Below are 19,081 nucleotides of genomic sequence, written 5' to 3'. Positions count from 1 at the left end.
GGGGGGGGGGGGGGGGGGGGGGGGGGGGGGGGGGGGGGGGGGGGGGGGGGGGGCGCGCGGCGGCCCCCCCCCCCCCCCCCCGCCGCACGTGCTCAGCGCGGGGCGAGAGCGAGCCGGATGCCGGCCGAGGCGAGGATGCCGGGCAGCGGACGGCACGGGTCCACCGCCGGCCTGCCGCCGGTGACCCGGTGGCCCCGCAGCACCGCCGCGACCAGCAGGGCCGCCGTCAGCACGCCCAGGTGCTCGCCCGGGCAGCGCCCGCCGCCATGGCTGAACGGGGCCATCCGGATGTCCTGCGCAGCCCCGGACCGCAGCCACCGGGCGGGCACGAACTGGTGGGCGGCAGGGACGTGTTCGGGATCGCGCTGATGGAACAGGGCGGGCACGAGCACCGCGGTCCCCGCCGGGTAGTGCACCCCGCGCCACTCGGTCTCGGCCCGGGTGACCCGTACGAGGTCCGGCACGATCGGGAACAGCCGCAGGGTCTCCTCCACACAGGCCCGCAGCCGAGGCAGTTCCGCACCCTCCCCGTCCACCTCGGCCCGCAGCGCCTCCTGCTCGGCCGGATGCGCGGCGAGCAGCAGCAGGGTACGGGCGACGGTCGGGCCGACGGTGTCGAGGGCGAGCAGCCAGTGGTGGGCCTGGCCCACCGCGTCCAGCGCGGCGGCGTCCGGTCCCGCGGCGGCCGGGTGGCTGCGGGCGAGCGCGGCCAGGGTGTACGGCTCGGCCCGGGCGGCGTACTCCTCGACGCGAGCGGCGGCCTTGCGGTAGAGCGCCTCGGCGGCCACGGCGCGGCCCTTGCGCATCCGCATCCAGTTGGCCTCCTCGCGGATCACGAGCAGCCACCGGGCGAGCTCCTCGTCCCCCGCGGCCGCGTCACCGAGGACCATCCGGCGTCCGATCCGGGCCACGGTGCGGCGCAGCAGTGGGAAGTCCAGCTCCGAGCCCTGGACCAGGCCGGGCGCCTCCTGCGCGACGACGGCCCGGAACTCCTCGCACGAAGGGTGCACGGGCCGGTCGGCCGCGAGCACCTCGTCGTTGACGCGGCGGCGCTCCTCGCGGGTGTCGCCGTGGGAGCAGATGACGCCCGTGGGCTCCAGCAGCGACAGCCCCTTGTACTTGTCGGGCGCGTCCATGGCGAGGGTGCGCACGGGCAGTTCGTAGAACCGCCGTACGTCCGCGTGGTCGAGCAGGACCAGCAGCGGCCCGGACAGGCCGCGCACCTCCACCGGGGCTCCGCCGTGCCGGGCGCGCATGGCCCGCAGGGTCGCGGCCGACCAGCCCTGCTGGCCGAGGGCCGCGTACGCCGCCACCACGCGGGGCCGCAGGTGGAAGGCCCCGCGGACGAACGCGGGCAGCGTGTGGGTCGCGGCGAAGCGGACGGTCTCGGCGCGCCCGGCCCGGGCGGGCCGGGGTACGCGGAGGGGGGCGGAGCCGGAGTCCGCGCCCTGGTGCGGGATGCCGGAGTCCCCGGTGGAGTTCTCCGTGCCCGCGGCTGCCTCGGTCATGCCTCCACGACCTTGCCGGGGTTGAGCAGGTTCTTCGGGTCGAACAGACGCTTGAGCCCGCGTTGGAGTTCCAGGCTCACCGGGTCGAGCTCGCGGGTCAGCCACTCGCGCTTGAGGGTGCCGATGCCGTGCTCGCCGGTGCTGGTGCCGCCGAGGGCGAGCCCCGCGGCCATGATGTCGTCGTACGCGGTCTGGGCGCGGCGGAACTCGTCCGCGTCCGATTCGTCGAAGACGACCGTCGGGTGCAGGTTGCCGTCGCCCGCGTGGCCGAGAGTGAAGATCCGCAGCCGGTTCCGTACGGCGATCTCCTCGATCGTGCCCATGAACTTGGCCAGTTCGGAGCGCGGTACGGCCACGTCCTCGATGAAGGCGGTCGGCCGGCCGCCGAGGGTCGCGGCGAACGCGCCCAGGGCCGGGGTGACCAGCCGCCGGGCCTCGATGACCTGCCGGGACTCCTCGGCGCCGGAGGCCGTGACCACGTTCCGGGACCCGGCCTCCTTGCACAGGAGGGCCATCGACGCGAGGTCGCGGGCGGGCTCGGCGGTGTCGCTCTCGATGATCAGCGTGGCCGCGGCGCCCGGGGTCATCATCGGGTGCCCGTGGTCGGCGACGGCCTGCGAGGTGGCCCGGTCCAGGAGTTCGAGGGCGGAGGGGACGTGCCCGGCCGCGGTGATCGACGCGACGGCGTCCCCGGCCGCCGTCAGGGTCGGGAACTGGGCGAGCATGGCCAGCGCGGGCGGCCTTACGGGGCACAGCCCGAGCGTCGCGCCGACGATGACGGCCAGGGTGCCCTCGGAGCCGACGAGCAGGCGGGTCAGGTCGTACCCGGCGACCCCCTTCGCCGTGTCCCGGCCGGTCCGCATCCGGCGGCCGTCGGCGAGCACGAGGTCGAGGCCGCGCACGTAGTCGGCGGTGACCCCGTACTTGACGCAGCAGATGCCGCCGGCGCCCGTGGCGATGTTCCCGCCGATGGTGCAGTGCTCCCAGGAGGCGGGGTCGGGCGGGTAGGAGAGGCCGTGCTCGGCGACGGCGTCGTTCAGCCGTTTGGTGACCACGCCGGGCTCGCAGCGCACGAGCCGGTTGGCGGGGTCGATCTCCAGGATGCGGTTCATCCGGGCGGTGCTCAGGACGACGCAGCCGTCGATCGCGTTCGCGGCGCCCGCGAGGCCGGTGCGGGCTCCCTGCGGGACGACGGGGACGCCGAGTTCGTACGTGGTGCGCATGATGTGCCGGACCTGCTCGGCGGTGCGCGGGAAGGCGACGACGGCCGGGGTGCCGGCCACGGAGAACGGCGCGGCGTCGCGTGCGTGCGCGGCGAGCGTCTCCGGATCGGTGTGCAGGACGTCGGCGTGGTCGGTGAGGAGGGTGCGCAGGCGTGAGAGGAGAGGGGTGTCGGGCGACATGGGGGCCTTCTGACGGTGGTGGGGGGAGGCTGGCGTCCGGGCTGCCGGGGGCCGGGCTTCAGAGGGAGGGGAGCTCGGTGGTCACGGGCACGTCGATGAGCACCGGGCCGTCCTGCTGGGCCGCCGCGTCCCGTACGAGCTTGGTGAGTTCACCCGCGCCCTGGGCCCGGTGGGTGCGCACCCCGTAGCCGTCGGCGACGGCCGTGATGTCCAGGCCGGGGATGTCGAGGCCGGGGGAGCCCTGGGCGTGTTCGAGCTGTGCGAACCAGTGGAGGATCGCGTACTTCGCGTTGCTGAGGACGACGAAGGTGACGGGCACCTTGTACGCGGCCGCGGTCCACAGGGCCTGTACGGCGTAGTGGATGGAGCCGTCGCCGATGACGCAGACCACGGGCCGGCCGGGAGCGCCGAGCTGCGCCCCGACGGCCGCGGCCGCACCGAAGCCCAGTCCGCCGCCCGCGGAGAACAGGTACGAGTCCGGGGCGCTGATGCGGGTGGCCTCGTGGAACTGCGGGACGTTGGAGGGCGATTCGTTGACCCAGAGGGTGTCCTCGGGGGCGCCCTGTGCGATGGCGGACAAGGCGGCGGGCGGGGTGAGGACCCCGTCGGCCGCCTCGGGGAAGCGCACCTGCTCGTGCGGGGCGGGCGCGTGCGCGCCGGCCGCCGGGAACCGGTCGGCGAGGGCCCGTACGGTCAGGACCAGGTCCGCCACGACCGCGTCCCCGACGGGGGCCCGGGCGGCCTCCTCGGCGTCCCGGGTGAGCAGCACGAGCTCGGCGCCCTCGGGCAGGTGGTCCCCGGGAAGGTACGGGTAGTAGCGGAACACGGGCGCGCCGACCACGACCACCAGGTCGTGTCCCGCGAGCTGCCGGCCGAGCGGCCCGATCGCGGGGGCCAGGTCCCCGCGGAACTGCGGGTGGCTGCGGGGGAAGGACACGCGGGCCGAGACGGGCGCTGCCCAGACGGGCAGCCCGGTGCGCTCGGCGAGGGCGAGGACGGCGTCCCAGGCGCCCGAGGCGTCGACGTCGTCGCCGACGACGAGGACGGCGGAGCGGGCGCGGGAGATCCGGTCGGCGAGCGCCGTGACCGTGGCGGCGTCGGGCGCGGCGGTGTGCGTGATCCGGCGGGCGGCGGCCGTCTGGCCGGCCCGGTCCTCCTGCTCGGTGAGCTCCGCGTCGAAGTCGTCCATCGGGAGGGAGAGGAACACCGGCCCGTGGGGCGGGGTTTCGGCGACCTGCACGGCGCGGGCCAGCGCGGCCGGGACGTCGGCGGGGCGCGGGGGCTCGTACGCCCACTTGACGGCGGGCTGGGGGAGCAGCGTGGCCTGCGGGTTGGAGAGCAGGGCCTCCATGGTGAGCATGGCGCGCACCTGCTGCCCCGCGGTGACGACCATCGGGGTGCGGTTCGCGCGGGCGTTGAGGATGGCGCCCATCGCGTTGCCGGTGCCGGGGCCGGTGTGCAGGTTGACGAGGGAGGTGGTTCTGGAGGCGAGGGCGAAACCGTCGGCCATTCCGACGACGACGGCCTCCTGGAGGCCGAGTACGTAGCGGAAGTCCTCGGGGAACTGCTTGAGCATCGGCAGTTCGGTCGAGCCGGGGTTGCCGAAGACCGTGGTGACACCACGTGCTCGTAGAACGTCCAGGACTGATTCGCGAACCGTGCGCATTCGGTGTCCTTCCGCGCAGCCGGGGGCACTGTCGGTGATCAATCCAGCACACTGAGTTGATCTTTACAAAATGGCTCCACGGCATATTCGTCTCTGGTATGCGCGTGCCGCGCACCCGCTTCCGTGCTGGCCACAGGGCCGGAAGCGGTTGACGGCGTGTCCAGGGGGCGGGCCCGATGTCCCCCCGATGGGTGGACGGGCTAGGCGCTCACGGGCTCAAGGGCGAAAGCGCAGGGGGTGGTCCTCCGGGACCTCCACCACGGCGATGCGGACCCCGTCGGGGTCGGCGACCCACGTCTCGATCAGCCCCCAGGGCTCCCGCCGGGGCGGCCGCAGCACCTCTGCGCCCCGTGTCAGCAACTCCTCGTACGCCGCCTGCGCGTCGGCGACTTGGAGCCACAGTCGCAGGCCGGGGGCCGGCGGGCCCTCGGCGCGTCCCGAGACCTCCAGGAAGCCGCCGCCCAGGAAGTAGACCGTGCCGCGGTCCGGCCCGGTGCCGAACTCCCGGTAGACGGCGAGCCCCAGGGTGCCTCCGTAGAAGGCGCGCGAGCGCTCCGGGTCGGTGGGGGTGAGCAGGACGCGGCTTCCGAGTACGTGGACCATGCCGACGAACCTAGACCCGGCGAGGGCGCACGGCCCGCCGGTCAGGCCTGGGGGGCGGCGTCGGCGGCGGCGTCCAGGGCTGCGGTGAGGCGGTGCAGGCGGATCTGGAGGTCCCGGATCTCGGCGAGCTCGAAGCCCGTGGCGGCCGCGATCCTTCGCGGCACCTCCACCGCGCGTGCGCGCAGCGCCGCACCCTCCTCCGTGAGGCCGACGCGCACGGACCGCTCGTCCTCGGTGCTGCGCTCCCGGTGGACCAGCCCGGCCGCCTCAAGGCGCTTGAGCAGCGGCGACAGCGTGCCCGAGTCGAGCCGGAGGTGCCTTCCGATCTCCTTGACGGGCGTCGTGCCGTGCTCCCACAGCACCAGCATCACCAGGTACTGGGGGTAGGTCAGGCCGAGGTCCTTGAGGACGACGCGGTAGAGGCCGTTGAAAGCCCTGCCGGCCGCGTTCAGTGCGAAGCAGATCTGGCCGTCCAGGCGGAGGAAGTCCTCCTCGCGGAGGGTTTGGGTCGGCTGCTCGCTCATGGACGCAAGTGTACCCGGGCGGGCTTGCGAGGCATTTAGTTGTGCACAACTTAATTGTGTGCTCTAATTCTGGGTGTCAGTCGATCACCGGCTGAACGGTCACCACCGCGAGAGGACCCCCCATGGACGCGCTGTACACCGCTGTCGCCACCGCCAACGGCCGCGAAGGCCGCACGGTCAGCTCCGACGGCCAGATCGACCTCGCGCTGGCCATGCCCCCGGCGCTCGGCGGCAGCGGCCAGGGCACCAACCCCGAGCAGCTCTTCGCGGCGGGCTACGCGGCCTGCTTCGCCAGCGCGCTCGGCCTGGTCGGCCGGCAGGCGAAGGTCGACACCGGTGAGGTCTCGGTCACCGCGGAGACCTCGATCGGCAAGGACGACACGGGCTTCGCCCTGGCCGTCACCCTCCGTGTCGAGCTGCCGGAGTCCCTCGCCGGCGAGACGGGCGAGATGCTGGTCAAGCAGGCCCACGAGGTCTGCCCCTACTCCAAGGCCACCCGCGGCAACATCCCCGTCACCCTGGTCGTCGAATAGTCCCCACGGGTTCTCCCCTAAGGAGCCCCGGCCCGTCCCGTCAGGGGCGGGCCGGGGCTTTCCCGGAGGGCCGGCGCTCGCGGCGCCGACACGATCGATCCATGTCGAACTCACCATGGCGGCGGGCGGCGTTCAGCGCCGGACCGCTCTGCATGACGGCCTACGGGCTCATCCGCCTGACCGACGAGGAACACGGACCCGGGCTCGCCTGGTCCTCGGGCCATCTCTTCTTCCTGGCAGCCGTGTTGTGCTTCGTCCCCGTCGTACTGGGGATGCGCCGGACGGCCGCGGCGGGGCGGAGCGCGGGCGGCCGGAGGCTCGCCGGAGCCGGGGCGGTGACCGCGCTGCTCGGCACGGCCGCCGTCGTCGCGCAGGCGGTCATCGACCTCGTCGCCGGGTTCCTCGGCGAGGACCGCGAGGCGATGCGCGAGATCTTCCGGCGCGTCAAGAGCCACGCCGGTGTGGAGCCTGCCGTCTACACCGTCGGTCCCCTCCTCTTCCACTTGGGCCTGCTGCTGCTCCTGACCCAGCTGGCCGCCCTGCGCCGGACGGCCGTTTGGCGGCCCCTCGCGGTCGCCGCGGGCATCGTGGCCACGGGCATCAGCCTGGACCTGCTGCCGCTGGCGGGACTCCTGTTCTTCCTCGCCTTCGCGCCCCTGGGCCGGGAGGTCGAGGACGCGGACCGCCGCCGATTCACCGTCGCGGCCGCACCGGGCCGCTGACCGGCTGCCGGCCCCGCGCCGCGGCCCCCGCAGTGGTGGGAACGCCCTCCGTGAACAGGGTCTCCGGGAGCGGAGCCAGGTCCAGGAGGCCCAGCGCCGTGTTCCTCGCGATCCGGTGCCAGGCCGGAGCCTGGCGGAGCATCGCGTGCCCGCCGGCGGGCATGGCGATGCCCGCCGCCCGGGCACCACGCGCGCGGGCCCGCCGTACGTAGTCCCACGACTCCTGCGCGTCCGTGACCCGGTCCGCCTCGTCGTGCACGAGCACCACCGCCGTGTCCCCGAGGTGCAGGACCGGTTCGCCCGGCGGGCACCACGGCGCGAGCCCCACCACCGCGCGGACCAGCGGATCGGCGGCGGCCCGCAGCGCGGCGCGCCCGCCCATGGAGTGCCCGACCAGCACCACGGGCAGGGGCCCGGCCACGCAGCACAGTTCGCGCAGCGCCTGCCACACGTCGTGGACCGGGTCGGCGCGGTGACCGTTCCAGCCCCGGTGCTCGTAGCGGACCTCCGCCACCACCACGTCCCGCGCCGCCCTCGCCCCCGCGATCGCCCGCGCGAACGGACGCATCCGCAGCCCCGGCAGGTTCGGCCGCGGCGGGGCGCCCAGTCCCTCCGCCCGCCCTCCGTGCAGCAGGAGCACCGCGGCTGCCGGCTCCCGCGGCACCCGGTGCAGCACCAGCGCACCCGTCGGCGCCCTCACGCGCGGCCTCCCCGCGGCGGCGGGGGGAGGAACCCGGCGACGGCGGCCCCGGCGGCCGTCGCCGGGCCGTAGCCGGGGCCGTCCCAGGACGCGGGGGTCACGGCCGCGCCCCCTGCGGGACGTCCTCGGTCAGGAGCAGCTGCCGGACGTCGAGGTAGCGGGAGCGGAACCCGGCTTCCGAGTACGCCAGGTAGAACTCCCACATGCGCCGGAACGTGGTGTCGAAACCGAGCGCCGCCACCGCCCGCGCCCGCTCCGCGAAGCGCTCCCGCCACAGGCACAGCGTCTGCGCGTAATGGTCCCCGTACCCCTGGTCGGAGACGATCCGCAGCCCCGCGCCGCCCGCGTGCGCCTCGATGGCCTCGCGGGAGGGGATCAGGCCGCCGGGGAAGACGTACTTGCTGATCCACGTGTGCGTACGGGCGGTGCGCAGCATCCGCTCGTGACCCATGGTGATGGACTGGAGCGCGATCCGTCCGCCGGGCGCCACCGCGTCGCGCAGGGCGGCGAAGTACGTCGGCCAGAAGTCCCTGCCGACCGCCTCGATCATCTCCACGCTCACCACCGCGTCGTACCGGCCCCCCACATCACGGTAGTCCCGCAGTTGCACGTCCACCCGGTCGGCCAGCCCCGCGGCGGCGATCCGGTGGCGGGCGAGGCGCTGCTGCTCGGCGGAGAGGGTCACCGTCGTCACGCGCGCCCCGCGGGCGGCCGCGCGCAGCGCGAGCTCGCCCCAGCCGGTGCCGATCTCCAGGAGGCTCTTGCCCGGGCCGACGCACGCGAGGTCCAGCAGCCGGTCGATCTTCCGGTGCTGAGCGGCCGGCAGGCTCTCGCGGCGGGCGGGGAACGAGGTGAACACGGCGGAGGAGTACGACAGGGTCTCGTCCAGGAAGAGTGCGAACAGCTCGTTGGACAGGTCGTAGTGGCGGCGGACGTTCTCCCGGGCGCCGGTCCGCGAGTTCAGCTGCGCCTCGGGCCTGCGCTGCACCCACGCCCCGCGCAGCCGTTGCAGCGGGACCGGCATCAGGTCGTCCACGTGCGCCGCGAGGACGGTCAGCAGGCCGGGCAGGTCGTCGCTGTCCCATTCGCCCGCCATGTAGGACTCCCCGAAGCCGATCAGGCCCTGCGCCCCGATCCGGCGGAAGAAGGCGTCCGGGTCGTGGACGGTCAGCGAGGGCCCGGTGCCGAGGGCCGGCTCGGCGCCGAAGCGGCAGCGCAGCGGCAGGGCGGCCACGGCGCGCCGGACCAGCCGGCGGGCGAGCGCCGCGTGCCCGAAGGGGGCGGCCGGCGGCCGCGCCACGTCCGGCCAGGCCTCCGCCTCGGCATCGGGGCCGGTGGCGGGCGCGGAGTCGGGGACGTCGGCGGTGCGGGGCAGCGAAAGGGTCACGAGAGGGTGCCTTCCTGGAGTGCGCGATCGGGGCGGGGCTGTACGGGCAGGCCGCGGAGCAGCAGTCGGACGGCGTGGCGGCGGATCCCGGCCCAGACGGCCGCCGTGGACCACGGCCGCCGGGCGACCGCGCGCAGCAGGGCGAAGGGGGTGGCGGGGCGGTGCCGGCCGTTCAGGGTCGCGGTGAAGGGCCGCTGACCGGCGCGTTCGAGCTGGACGGCGATCCCCAGCCGTTCCCGCGGCTGTGGCAGGCGCATGCGGTAGTGGCCGTCCACGGGGAAGAACGGCGAGACGTACAGCTCCTTCGCCGCCTCGGCCCGGCCGGCGCCGTCGGTCCGCAGCAGGTAGCAGTGGCGCTGCCCGTAGGTGTTGTGGACCTCGGCCACCACGCAGACCAGGGCCCCGGTCCGGTCGTGGCACCAGTACAGCGTCAGCGGGTTGAACACGTACCCCAGGACCCGGGCGTGGGCCAGCATCAGGACCTGCCCGCCGCCGAGGCGCACGTCCCGGGAGGCCAGGTACGCGTCCAGGCCGGCCCGGATGGTCCGCGCGCCGGCGAAGTGGTCCCGGGCGTCGAAGCGGGCCAGCGGGCGCAGCGGCCACGGGAGGCGGGGGAGGGCGTCCAGGTCCACGAGCCACATGTAGGTGAGGTGCCGGAAGGAGTGCCGCACGGGGGCCGTCCGCGCGTGGGAGACGACGCAGTCGTACAGCGCCGGCACGGCGACGGGCGGGAGCGCGGGCGGCGTCGGGGCCAGTGGATCCGCCGGGGCCACCGGTTGCGCCGGGGCCACCGGTTCCGCCGGGAACACGGGACCCGGCGGGGCGATCGGATCCGGCGCAACCCTCGCGACCGCCGGACCCCTCCGGCGCATCCGCCGCGCCACCGTGGGCGCGTCCACCCGGCTCACCACCGCACTCCCAGGGCCGCGGCCGCCCGCACGCCCGAGCGGCAGCCGTCCTCGTGGAACCCCCACCCGTGGTACGCCCCGGCGAAGGCGGTGACCCGCGTGTTGAGGCGGGGCAGCGCCCGCTGCGCTGCCACCGACTCGGGTGTGTAGACGGGGTGCGCGTACTCCATGCGGGCCAGGACGCGCTCGGGGTCGATCCGGCCGCCCGGGTTCAGGGTGACGAGGTACCGCGTCCGGCCCGGCAGCCGCTGGAGCCGTGTCATGTCATAGCTGACCCGGACCCCCTCCGGCCCCGGGTCGCAGTCGTGGAGGTGGTAGTTCCAGGACGCGCGGGCTCTGCGCGAGCGGGGCAGCAGGCCGGTGTCGGTGTGCAGCACCGTCGGGTTCTCCTCGTACCGGAAGGCGCCGAGGATCCGCCGCTCGTCCGGGGTCGGGTCGGCCAGCATGCGCAGTGCCTGGTCGGGGTGCGTGGCGATGACGACCGCGTCGTAGGGCTCCGTCGTGCCGTCCTCGGTGCCCACGAGCACGCCGCTCGGTATCCGGTCCACCCGGTTGACCGGGGTGGCGGTCCGGACGTTGCTGATCTCCTTGGCCGCCTTCTCCACGTAGGCCGCGCTGCCACCGGTGACGGTCTTCCACTGCGGGGAGCCGGTCACGGAGAGCAGCCCGTGGTGGTCGAGGAAGCGGAACAGGTACGCGGCCGGGTACTCCAGCGCCGTATCGGCGGGGCAGGACCACACGGCCGACACCAGCGGCGTGATGAAGTGGCCGACGAAGTACGGGGAGAACCCGCCTTCGGCGAGGAACGCGCGCAGGGTGAGACGCGGGTCGAGGCCGCCCGCGGCCAGCAGGCGGCGGGCGCGGCGGTGGAAGGCCGGTACCTCCGCCAGCAGCCGCAGGTACCGGCCGCGCAGGGCCGCCCGCCCGGTGAACAGGCCCGCGGGTCCGCGGGCCCCCGCGTACTCCAGGCCGCAGCCGTCGCAGCGTACGGACATGCTCATCTCGGAGTCCTGCGTGGCCACTCCGAGTTCGCGGAAGAGCCGGATCAGCAGCGGGTAGGTGTGCTCGTTGTGGACGATGAACCCCGAGTCCACCTGCACGGTTCCGCCGTCCGAGGCGGGCAGTTCGTGGGTGTGGGCGTGGCCCCCCAGCCGGGGGTCCGCCTCGTACAGCGTGACGTCGCACGCCTTTTGCAGCACGTAGGCCGCGGTCAGTCCCGCCACCCCGCCGCCGATCACGGCCACACTCTGGGTACGCACCATCCGTCACTCCCCACCGGTCGCCACGCCGTCGTCGGGTCGCAGACGGCGTCTGCCCCTTGCTTCGCGGCCGGGGTTCCCGCGGATTGGTGGCAGTTGCCGGGAGCGGGAGCGGTCGCGCGGGCAGAGGTAATCGAAACCTGCTGCACATTGATCGGGAATTGGCGACCTGGTTGACCAATCCGTACAGATGTCTGCTCCGAAGACCGGTCAAGAACGCGAACCTGGCACGATCCGGAGCGGTCGGCTCTCGTTGTGAAGGGGCCGGACCTTGCGACGGGAAGGACAGTCATGCGACGGACGGACCCCGGCGGAGCCTCCGCCACCACCGGGCAACCGCTGCCCTTCGGTGTCGCCGACACCGCGGCCCCCCGGCTCGAAGACCTGATGTCCCGGGTGGCCCGTGGTGACAAGGACGCGTTCTCCGCGCTGTACGACGCCCTGTCCGGGACCGTGTTCGGACTGGTCGTCCGCGTCGTACGCGACCGAGCCCAGTCCGAAGAGGTGGCACAAGAGGTGATGATCGACCTGTGGCGCCAGGCCGCACGCTACCGCCCCGACCAGGGCAGCGTGCTCACCTGGGCCGCCACGCTCGCCCACCGAAGGGCCGTCGACCGGGTGCGCTCCGCGCAGGCCGCGATCAACCGCGAACAGGACCAGGCCGCCCGCCAGCAGGCGCGCCCGTTCGACGAAGTGGCGGAACAGGTCGAAACCAGGCTGGAGAGCGAGCAGGTACGGCGCTGCATGCGCGGCCTGACCGAGATCCAGCGCCAAGCCGTCACCCTGGCCTACTACCAGGGCCTGACCTACCGCGAGGTCGCCGAGACCCTGCGCACTCCGCTGCCCACGATCAAGACACGCATGCGCGACGGACTCATCCGGCTGCGCGACTGCATGGGGGTGACCACATGAAGCACGACGGGGAACTGCACACCCTCACCGGCGCGTACGCCCTCCACGCACTCACGCCGTCCGAACACGAGGTGTTCGCCGAGCACCTCGACGACTGCCCCTCCTGCCGGCAGGAGGTGTCCGAGTTCTCCGCCACAGCCGCCCGCCTGGCCAGCGCCGCCACCCTGCCGCCGCCGGCGCGCATGAAGGACGCGGTCCTCCACGGCATCGACTCGGTCCGCCAACTGCCCCCGCTGCTCCCGGCCGCGGGCAGGCCTCCGATGACGTTCACCGCCATCCTGCGCCGCAAGGCCATCACGCTGGCGATCGCCGCGAGCATCGCCGCCGCGGCGGTGCTCGGCGGGGTCACCGTCCGGCAGAACCGGCTCGCCGAGGAGGCCAGGCAGCTGGCACAGGCCTCCGAACGCCGTCTCCAGGACGTCAGCTCGGTCGTGGCCGCCTCCGACGCCCGTACGGTACGGGGCCGCACCACCGCCGGAGCCACCACCTCCGTGGTCAGCTCCAAGTCGCGCAACAGGGCGGTGTTCATCGGCGCCGGGCTCCCCGACCCCGGAGCGGGCCGGACCTACCAGCTCTGGTTCGACGACCACGGCGCCATGCGGCCCGCCGGGCTCCTCACGCAGGACGGGGCCACCCTCATGGAGGGCGGCCTCCAGGGCGCCTCCGGGGTGGGTCTCACCGTCGAACCCGCGGGCGGTTCCGCCCGGCCCACCACCCGCCCGCTGACGCTCCTGGCCCTGCCGAACTGACCCGTCCGACACCCCCCTAGGGGGTGTCCGCGGAAGCGGGCCTCGGGGTGGGCCTCGCGCGGACGTGCATGCGTTCGCCCTGCCGGCCGAAGAGGCTGAGGACCTCGACGGGCCGGCCGTCGGCGCTGCTGAACCAGTGCGGCAGCCGGGTGTCGAACTCGGCCACCTCGCCGGGGCCGAGGACCAGGTCGTGCTCCGGGAGCACCAGGCGCAGCCGGCCCTCCAGTACGTACATCCACTCGTAACCCTCGTGGGTGCGCAGGTCCGGCTCGGAGCCCCGGTCAGTGATGATCATCTTGTACGCCTGGAGGGGTCCCGGAGTGCGGGACAGCGGGACGAACGAGCCACCGTACGGCAGCTCGTGGGAGGTCAGCCGGACCCGCGGATCGCCCACCTCGGGCGCTCCCACCAGGTCGTCCAGGGGCACGCGGTACGCACCCGCCAGCGGCAGCAGCAGTTCCAGGCTGGGGCGGCGCTGGCCGGACTCCAGCCGGGACAGGGTGCTCTTGGAGATGCCGGTCGTCTCGGAGAGCGCGGCCAGCGTGAGGCCGCGCTTGGCGCGCAGCCGCTTGAGCCGGGGGCCGACCTCGTCGAGAACGGACTGGTAGGGCGGAGAGGTGTCGGCTGGTGTGTCCATGAGGACATTCCACCCCGGCCGTCCCGGAAACGGCAACAAGAGTTGTCGGAACGGGCCCACCCGGTGCAGGCTCCGCGGCATGAGCGCACACCGCGATTCCGGCCCCGCACACGGCCAAGGCCAAGGCCAAGGCCACGGCCCCCCACACGCCCACGGCCCCGCACACGCCCACGCCCACGGACAGGGGCACGCCCACCACTCCACCGACGTCGACTGGGAGGTCATGGCGACCCAGCTGGAGCACGGCGCCGAACTGCAGCTCCCCGGCCTGCGCCGGACGGCGGCCCACCTGGGCGAGCTGATCGGCCCGGCGTCCGGGGTCCGCCGCGTGCTCGACGTCGGCAGCGGACCCGGGGTGATGACCTGCGTGCTCGCCGAGGCCTTCACCAGTGCCGAGACCGTCGCCGTCGACGCGGCGCCCGGCCTGCTGGACCGCACCCTGGCCCGCGCCGAACGGCTCGGTGTCGGCGACCGGGTGACCGTACGCCACGCCGAGCTGACCGAAGGTCTGAGCAGCCTTGGTACGGCGGATCTGATCTGGAGCAGCAAGGCCGTCCACCACCTGGGCGACCAGCAGGGCGCGCTGGACGCGCTGGCCGGCGCGCTGCGGCCCGGCGGGGTGCTCGCGGTGGCGGAGGGCGGGCTGCCGATGCGCTTCCTGCCGCGCGACATCGGGATCGGCAGGCCGGGCCTGCAGGCCCGGCTGGACGCCGTCCTGGAGCACTGGTTCTCGATCATGCGGGCCGGGCTCCCCGGCAGCACCCCCGTCACCGAGGACTGGCCCGCGATGCTCGGCCGCGCCGGGCTGACCCGCGCGGCGGGATTCACGTACCTGCTCGACCTGCCCGCCCCGCTGGGCGCAACGGCCCGCGCCTTCCTGCACGCCCAGTTGACCCGGCTGCGGGAGACCGCGGTCGACATGCTCGACGCGGAAGACCTCGACACCCTCGACGTGCTGCTCGATCGGGAGGCCCCGCAGGGCATCGGGCAGCGGCCCGACGCCTTCCTCTTGGCCGCCACCACGGTCTTCACCGGCGTGCGGAGCGCCGGCCCGGTGGCGTGACCCGGGGCACAGGCGCGGGCCGAGTGGGAGCGCGGCGGTGCGGGCACGTTCAGGGGGCGACACAATGGCCACCGTTGTTCTCTTTGATCCAGTACGGAGGAATAGGCCGGATGCTCAACGAAAGAGCGGGGCAGCAGGCGCGCCCGGAGGACCTGGTCGACGTGGCCCGGCTCGTGACCGCGTACTACGCCCTGCACCCCGATCCGGCGGATCCCGGCCAGCGCGTCAGCTTCGGCACCTCGGGACACCGCGGCTCCTCCCTCGCCACGGCCTTCAACGAGGACCACATCGCCGCGACCAGCCAGGCGATCTGCGAGTACCGCGCGCAGCAGGGCATCGACGGCCCCCTGTTCCTCGGCGCGGACACCCACGCCCTGTCCGAACCCGCGCGGGTGACCGCCCTGGAGGTGTTCGCCGCCAACGACGTGACCGTGCTGGTCGACGCCGCCGACGGCTACACCCCCACGCCCGCGGTCTCGCACGCGATCCTCACCCACAACCGCGGCCGCTCCTCGGCGTTGGCCGACGGAGTGGTGGTCACCCCCTCGCACAATCCGCCCGCGGACGGCGGATTCAAGTACAACCCGCCGCACGGCGGGCCCGCGGGATCGGACGCGACCGGCTGGATCCAGGAGCGCGCCAACGAGATCATCACCGGCGGGATGAAGGAGGTCCGGCGGATCCCGTTCGCACGCGCGTCGGCCGCCCCGACCACGGGGACGTACGACTACCTCGGCGCGTACGTACGCGATCTGCCGTCCGTGCTCGACCTGGACGCCGTGCGCGCCGCGGGCGTGCGGATCGGGGCCGACCCGCTCGGCGGGGCCTCCGTGGCGTACTGGGGCCGGATCGCCGAGGAGCACCGGCTCGACCTGACCGTGGTCAACCCGTACACCGACCCCGCCTGGCGGTTCATGACGCTGGACTGGGACGGCAAGATCCGGATGGACTGTTCCTCCCCGTACGCGATGGCCTCGCTGATCGAGGGCCGGGACCGGTTCCAGATCGCCACCGGCAACGACGCGGACGCCGACCGGCACGGCATCGTGACCCCGGACGGCGGGCTGATGAACCCCAACCACTACCTCGCCACTGCGATCGAGTACCTCTACGGCCACCGCGGGCAGTGGCCGTCGGGCGCGGGCGTCGGCAAGACGCTGGTGTCCTCGGGGATGATCGACCGGGTGGCCGCCGACCTGGGCCGCGAACTGGTGGAAGTCCCCGTCGGCTTCAAGTGGTTCGTGGACGGGCTCTCCGCGGGCACCATCGGCTTCGGCGGCGAGGAGTCTGCCGGGGCCTCCTTCCTGCGCCGCGACGGATCGGTGTGGACCACCGACAAGGACGGCATCCTGCTGGCCCTGCTGGCCTCGGAGATCCTGGCCGTGACCGGGCAGACCCCGAGCGAGCGGTACGCCGGTCTCACGGCCCGGTTCGGCGAGCCGGCGTACGCCCGGATCGACGCCCCGGCCACCCGGGAGGAGAAGGCGGTCCTCGGCCGGCTGTCCCCCGAACAGGTCACCGCCGACACCCTGGCGGACGAGCCGGTCACGGCGGTGCTGACGGAGGCTCCCGGAAACGGGGCCGCGATCGGAGGCATCAAGGTCACCACGGAGAACGCCTGGTTCGCGGCGCGCCCGTCGGGCACGGAGGACGTCTACAAGATCTACGCCGAATCCTTCCTCGGCGCCGACCACCTGGCCCGCGTGCAGGAGGAGGCCCGCGCCGTCGTCTCGGCGGCACTGGCCGGCTGATTTCCCCGCCTTCCCCCGCATTCCGCCGCCACGCCGCGCCCGGCCGCCGGAGAACCGCCCACCGCGCCGGGCGGTTCTCAGTAGGCTGACGGGCTCCGGGAGTTCGCACGGAGGGAGCAGTCATGCGAGGCGGTACGGTCGCGGTGGTGGGCGGGAGCGTCGCGGGGTGCGCGCTGGCCTCGGCGGCGGCCCGCGCGGGCGCCGACGAGGTGGTGGTGCTGGAGCGCACCCAGGGACGGCTGGCGGACCGGGGGCTGGGGCTCTGCATCCACGACGGCCGGGCCGCCGAACTCGCCGCGGCCGGGGCCCTGCCCGCCGGCATCGCGGCGCACCCGTTGAGCCGGCGCCGCTGGATCGTCCGGGACGACGTGGCGGCCGGGCCGGCCGGGCGGGTGTTCTGGGAGCAGCCCTTCCCCTTCCACTCGTACCACTGGGGCCTCCTGTGGCGCGGACTGCGCGAGGCGACGCCCGCCTCCGTGGTCTACCGGCAGGGCGCGGCGGTGACCGGCGTGGCCGACACCGGCGCGGGGGCCGAGGTGCGGACGGCCGCCGGGAGGGCCGAGCCGTACGACCTGGTCGTCGGCGCCGACGGGTACCGCTCGGTGGTGCGCGAGGCCGTCTGCCCCGACTCCCGGCCGGTCTACGCCGGGTACGTCTGCTGGCGCGGGAACCTCGACGCCCGGCGGCTGGAGGGGCTCGGCAACGGAGGCGTGCCCACCGACGCGGTGACCACGATCTGCTTCCCCGGCGGGAGCTGCGTGATCTACCCGATCCCCGGGCCGGCCGGCCCACGGGTGAACTGGGTCCTGTACGCCACGCCCCCGAACAGCGGCCGGCTGCCGTTCGGCGATCCGACGAGCTTCCCGCCGGGGCGGGTGACCGAGGAACTCACGGCGCACCTGGGTACGTTGCTGGACCGGGAGTTCCCGCCCCACTGGGCGCGGGTGCTCGCCCTGACGGAGCCGGCGGACACCTACGTCCAGCCCATCTACGACCTGGAGGCGGCGCGCACGACGGCCGGGCGCCTGCTGCTCGCCGGCGACGCGGCGACCGTGGTGCGCCCGCACAACACGAGCGGGGTGGCCAAGGCGCTCCAGGACGCCAGCGCGTTCGAGGAAGCCTGGCGCCGGGCCGGCACCTGGTCCGAGCTGCTGGACGCGTACCACGCGGCGCGCGGCGCGGCGGGGCGGGAGATGGTCGCCCTGGCCCGCCGCCTCGGCCGGGGCCAGGTGGAGCAGACCCCGGCCTGGGCCACGATGGACCACCGCGAGGTGGAGTCGTGGTGGCAGGAACTGCTCGACGGAGCCGCCGACATCGGAGGCCAGGCGATGAGGCCGTGAGGCCGTGAGGCCGCGAGGTGATGAGGCCCGGAGGCCATGAGGCCGTGGACCCGTACGGCCCCGAGGGCTCAGACGATGACCGTGCCCTCCGAGCGGCTGCACCCGTACTTGCCGGTCATGTCGTACTCGTGGCCGATGACGACGGTCGTGCGGCAGGCGGCGCAGTCGGCGGGCGTCAATGGGTTCACCCGCAGGACGTACGTGTTCTCCAGCGCCAGGACGGCGTCCACGGACTCCTTGCCTTGGTCCGCCTGGGGCTCCAGTACCACGCCTTGAACGCCGCGGCCCGGGCCAGGGACAGGTAGCACGTCACCGATCTGCCGCTTCCGGTGGGTTCCGTCGGATCCGGGGCCTCCGTCGCCTCCGTCGTCCTCCGACGCTTCGATGCCCGCCCGCCACCGGGCCGTCGGCCAGCGGGGGCGGGCGACCGGGGGCCGCCCGCACGAGCGGGGCCACCCCGCCCGGTGGCCGTCACCGAGCGGGGTGGCCGCAGTGCGGCCTAGGCTGGAGACGGCGGCCGTCCGCGGTGAGCGGCCCGGGCGGCCGCCCCGGCGGCTGCGGGCACGTACCCCTCCTTGATCCCGCGCCCGCGGCGCCGGCACCACGGAGGGCTCGGCTCCGCCACGGCGGGGCGGCGCGCGGCCGGAACGGCCCTCCGGGTGCGACAGTGGACGCCATGTGCGGTCGATATGCCTCCAGCCGCGCCCCCGAGGACCTGGCCGGCCTGTTCGAGGCCCGCTGGGACCCCCGGGAGACGCTGGCACCGAGCTGGAACGTGGCCCCCACCGACGAGGTGTGGGCGGTCCTCGAACGCCCCGACCGCACGACGGGAGAGGTCGAGCGCCGGCTGCGCACCCTGCGCTGGGGCCTGGTCCCCTCCTGGGCGAAGGACCCGAACGGGGGCGCCCGGATGATCAACGCGCGGGTGGAGACGGTGCACGAGAAGCCGGCCTACCGCCGTGCCTTCGCCCGGCGCCGCTGCCTGCTGCCCGCGGACGGCTTCTACGAGTGGCAGCCGGTGGCCGCCACGGCCACGGCGAAGGCGTACAAGCAGCCGTACTACATCGCTCCGCAGGACGCCGGGGTGATGGCCATGGCCGGACTGTACGAGTTCTGGCGCGACCCGGCCGTGACCGACGAGGACGACCCGGCCGCCTGGCTCGTCACCGCCACGATCATCACGACCGAGGCCTCCGACGCGGCCGGCCGCATCCACCCCCGCATGCCGCTGGCCGTGGCGGCGCGGGACCACGACGCCTGGCTGGACCCGGCCCACGAGGACCTCCACGACCTCCGGGCCCTGCTCCGCACCCCGGCCGGCGGCCACCTCGACGTACGGGCGGTCTCCACGGCGGTCAACAGCGTGCAGCACAACGGCCCCGAGCTGCTCGATCCCCCGGCCGCCCCCTGACCGGG

General features: G+C 74.4%; 19 protein-coding genes. 8 read left to right on the top strand and 11 right to left on the bottom strand.

The features are described 5' to 3' along the window. Positions 1-92: 92 nt before the first annotated feature. The 5 genes from AB0M92_RS36290 to AB0M92_RS36270 all read right to left on the bottom strand — a co-directional run bounded on the left by AB0M92_RS36290 (position 93) and on the right by AB0M92_RS36270 (position 5,704). Positions 93-1,508 (bottom strand): cytochrome P450, encoded by a 1,416-nt coding sequence (locus tag AB0M92_RS36290; protein ID WP_366106628.1) that lies wholly within the window; start codon positions 1,506-1,508, stop codon positions 93-95. After that, a complete protein-coding gene (locus AB0M92_RS36285) occupies positions 1,505-2,911 on the bottom strand; it encodes an FAD-linked oxidase C-terminal domain-containing protein (protein WP_132753481.1) in 1,407 nt (468 codons plus the stop codon). The genes AB0M92_RS36290 and AB0M92_RS36285 overlap by 4 nt, the downstream gene beginning before the upstream one ends. A 58-nt stretch (positions 2,912-2,969) precedes the next feature. Further along, positions 2,970-4,577, bottom strand: a complete 1,608-nt coding sequence (gene mdlC / locus AB0M92_RS36280) for a benzoylformate decarboxylase (RefSeq protein WP_366106627.1) — start codon at positions 4,575-4,577, stop codon at positions 2,970-2,972. A 216-nt stretch (positions 4,578-4,793) separates the two neighbouring features. Further along, on the bottom strand, positions 4,794-5,180 hold the full coding sequence (locus AB0M92_RS36275; RefSeq protein ID WP_366106626.1) for a VOC family protein: 387 nt from the start codon (positions 5,178-5,180) through the stop codon (positions 4,794-4,796). Positions 5,181-5,221: 41 nt separating this feature from the next. Then, a complete protein-coding gene (locus tag AB0M92_RS36270; protein ID WP_366106625.1) occupies positions 5,222-5,704 on the bottom strand; it encodes a MarR family transcriptional regulator in 483 nt (160 codons plus the stop codon). Between the two features lie 122 nt (positions 5,705-5,826). Between AB0M92_RS36270 and AB0M92_RS36265 the strand changes: the two genes are divergently transcribed. Together AB0M92_RS36265 and AB0M92_RS36260 are read left to right on the top strand one after the other, a co-directional pair. Then, positions 5,827-6,237 carry an organic hydroperoxide resistance protein gene (locus AB0M92_RS36265; RefSeq protein WP_366106624.1) on the top strand — a complete coding sequence of 137 codons (411 nt, stop codon included), beginning with the start codon at positions 5,827-5,829 and terminating at the stop codon, positions 6,235-6,237. A 101-nt stretch (positions 6,238-6,338) separates the two neighbouring features. After that, a complete protein-coding gene (locus tag AB0M92_RS36260; protein WP_366106623.1) occupies positions 6,339-6,959 on the top strand; it encodes a hypothetical protein in 621 nt (206 codons plus the stop codon). On the opposite strand, the gene AB0M92_RS36255 is transcribed toward AB0M92_RS36260, so the two are convergent. The 4 genes from AB0M92_RS36255 to AB0M92_RS36240 form a co-directional block, all read right to left on the bottom strand. After that, positions 6,931-7,659, bottom strand: a complete 729-nt coding sequence (locus tag AB0M92_RS36255; RefSeq protein WP_366106622.1) for an alpha/beta fold hydrolase — start codon at positions 7,657-7,659, stop codon at positions 6,931-6,933. The two genes, AB0M92_RS36260 and AB0M92_RS36255, sit on opposite strands and share 29 nt — an antisense overlap. Before the next feature lie 97 nt (positions 7,660-7,756). Then, entirely contained in the window at positions 7,757-9,046 is a 1,290-nt protein-coding gene (locus tag AB0M92_RS36250; protein WP_366106621.1) for a cyclopropane-fatty-acyl-phospholipid synthase family protein, read from the bottom strand. After that, a complete protein-coding gene (locus AB0M92_RS36245) occupies positions 9,043-9,801 on the bottom strand; it encodes a DUF1365 domain-containing protein (protein ID WP_366106632.1) in 759 nt (252 codons plus the stop codon). The genes AB0M92_RS36250 and AB0M92_RS36245 overlap by 4 nt, the downstream gene beginning before the upstream one ends. A gap of 149 nt (positions 9,802-9,950) precedes the next feature. Then, entirely contained in the window at positions 9,951-11,216 is a 1,266-nt protein-coding gene (locus AB0M92_RS36240) for an FAD-dependent oxidoreductase (RefSeq protein WP_366106619.1), read from the bottom strand. 384 nt (positions 11,217-11,600) lie between these two features. Between AB0M92_RS36240 and sigK the strand changes: the two genes are divergently transcribed. Continuing rightward, complete coding sequence (gene sigK / locus AB0M92_RS36235; protein WP_366106631.1) at positions 11,601-12,125, top strand: ECF RNA polymerase sigma factor SigK; 525 nt, start codon at positions 11,601-11,603, stop codon at positions 12,123-12,125. Then, positions 12,122-12,874, top strand: coding sequence for an anti-sigma factor (locus tag AB0M92_RS36230; RefSeq protein WP_366106618.1), 753 nt, complete (start codon positions 12,122-12,124; stop codon positions 12,872-12,874). The genes sigK and AB0M92_RS36230 overlap by 4 nt, the downstream gene beginning before the upstream one ends. A 16-nt stretch (positions 12,875-12,890) precedes the next feature. Here AB0M92_RS36230 and AB0M92_RS36225 read toward each other — a convergent pair whose 3' ends face one another. Next, positions 12,891-13,511 (bottom strand): XRE family transcriptional regulator, encoded by a 621-nt coding sequence (locus AB0M92_RS36225; protein ID WP_366106617.1) that lies wholly within the window; start codon positions 13,509-13,511, stop codon positions 12,891-12,893. A gap of 79 nt (positions 13,512-13,590) precedes the next feature. Between AB0M92_RS36225 and AB0M92_RS36220 the strand changes: the two genes are divergently transcribed. From AB0M92_RS36220 to AB0M92_RS36210, 3 genes are all read left to right on the top strand, one after another. Next, on the top strand, positions 13,591-14,574 hold the full coding sequence (locus AB0M92_RS36220) for a class I SAM-dependent methyltransferase (RefSeq protein ID WP_366106616.1): 984 nt from the start codon (positions 13,591-13,593) through the stop codon (positions 14,572-14,574). Positions 14,575-14,684: 110 nt separating this feature from the next. After that, entirely contained in the window at positions 14,685-16,325 is a 1,641-nt protein-coding gene (gene pgm / locus AB0M92_RS36215; protein ID WP_366106615.1) for a phosphoglucomutase (alpha-D-glucose-1,6-bisphosphate-dependent), read from the top strand. Positions 16,326-16,447: 122 nt separating this feature from the next. Further along, complete coding sequence (locus AB0M92_RS36210; protein ID WP_366106614.1) at positions 16,448-17,665, top strand: FAD-dependent monooxygenase; 1,218 nt, start codon at positions 16,448-16,450, stop codon at positions 17,663-17,665. A 68-nt stretch (positions 17,666-17,733) separates the two neighbouring features. On the opposite strand, the gene AB0M92_RS36205 is transcribed toward AB0M92_RS36210, so the two are convergent. Then, positions 17,734-17,934: a hypothetical protein gene (locus AB0M92_RS36205; RefSeq protein ID WP_366106613.1), complete on the bottom strand. Its 201-nt coding sequence runs from the start codon at positions 17,932-17,934 to the stop codon at positions 17,734-17,736. Between the two features lie 407 nt (positions 17,935-18,341). Here AB0M92_RS36205 and AB0M92_RS36200 point away from each other — a divergent pair, with 407 nt between their 5' ends. Further along, positions 18,342-19,076, top strand: a complete 735-nt coding sequence (locus tag AB0M92_RS36200) for an SOS response-associated peptidase (RefSeq protein WP_366106612.1) — start codon at positions 18,342-18,344, stop codon at positions 19,074-19,076. Positions 19,077-19,081 lie beyond the last annotated feature (5 nt).

Source organism: Streptomyces sp. NPDC051582 (genome assembly GCF_040681715.1).
Taxonomy (GTDB): domain Bacteria; phylum Actinomycetota; class Actinomycetes; order Streptomycetales; family Streptomycetaceae; genus Streptomyces.
Note: the sequence above shows the minus strand (reverse complement) of the source record. Positions and strands in the feature narration are given on the sequence as shown.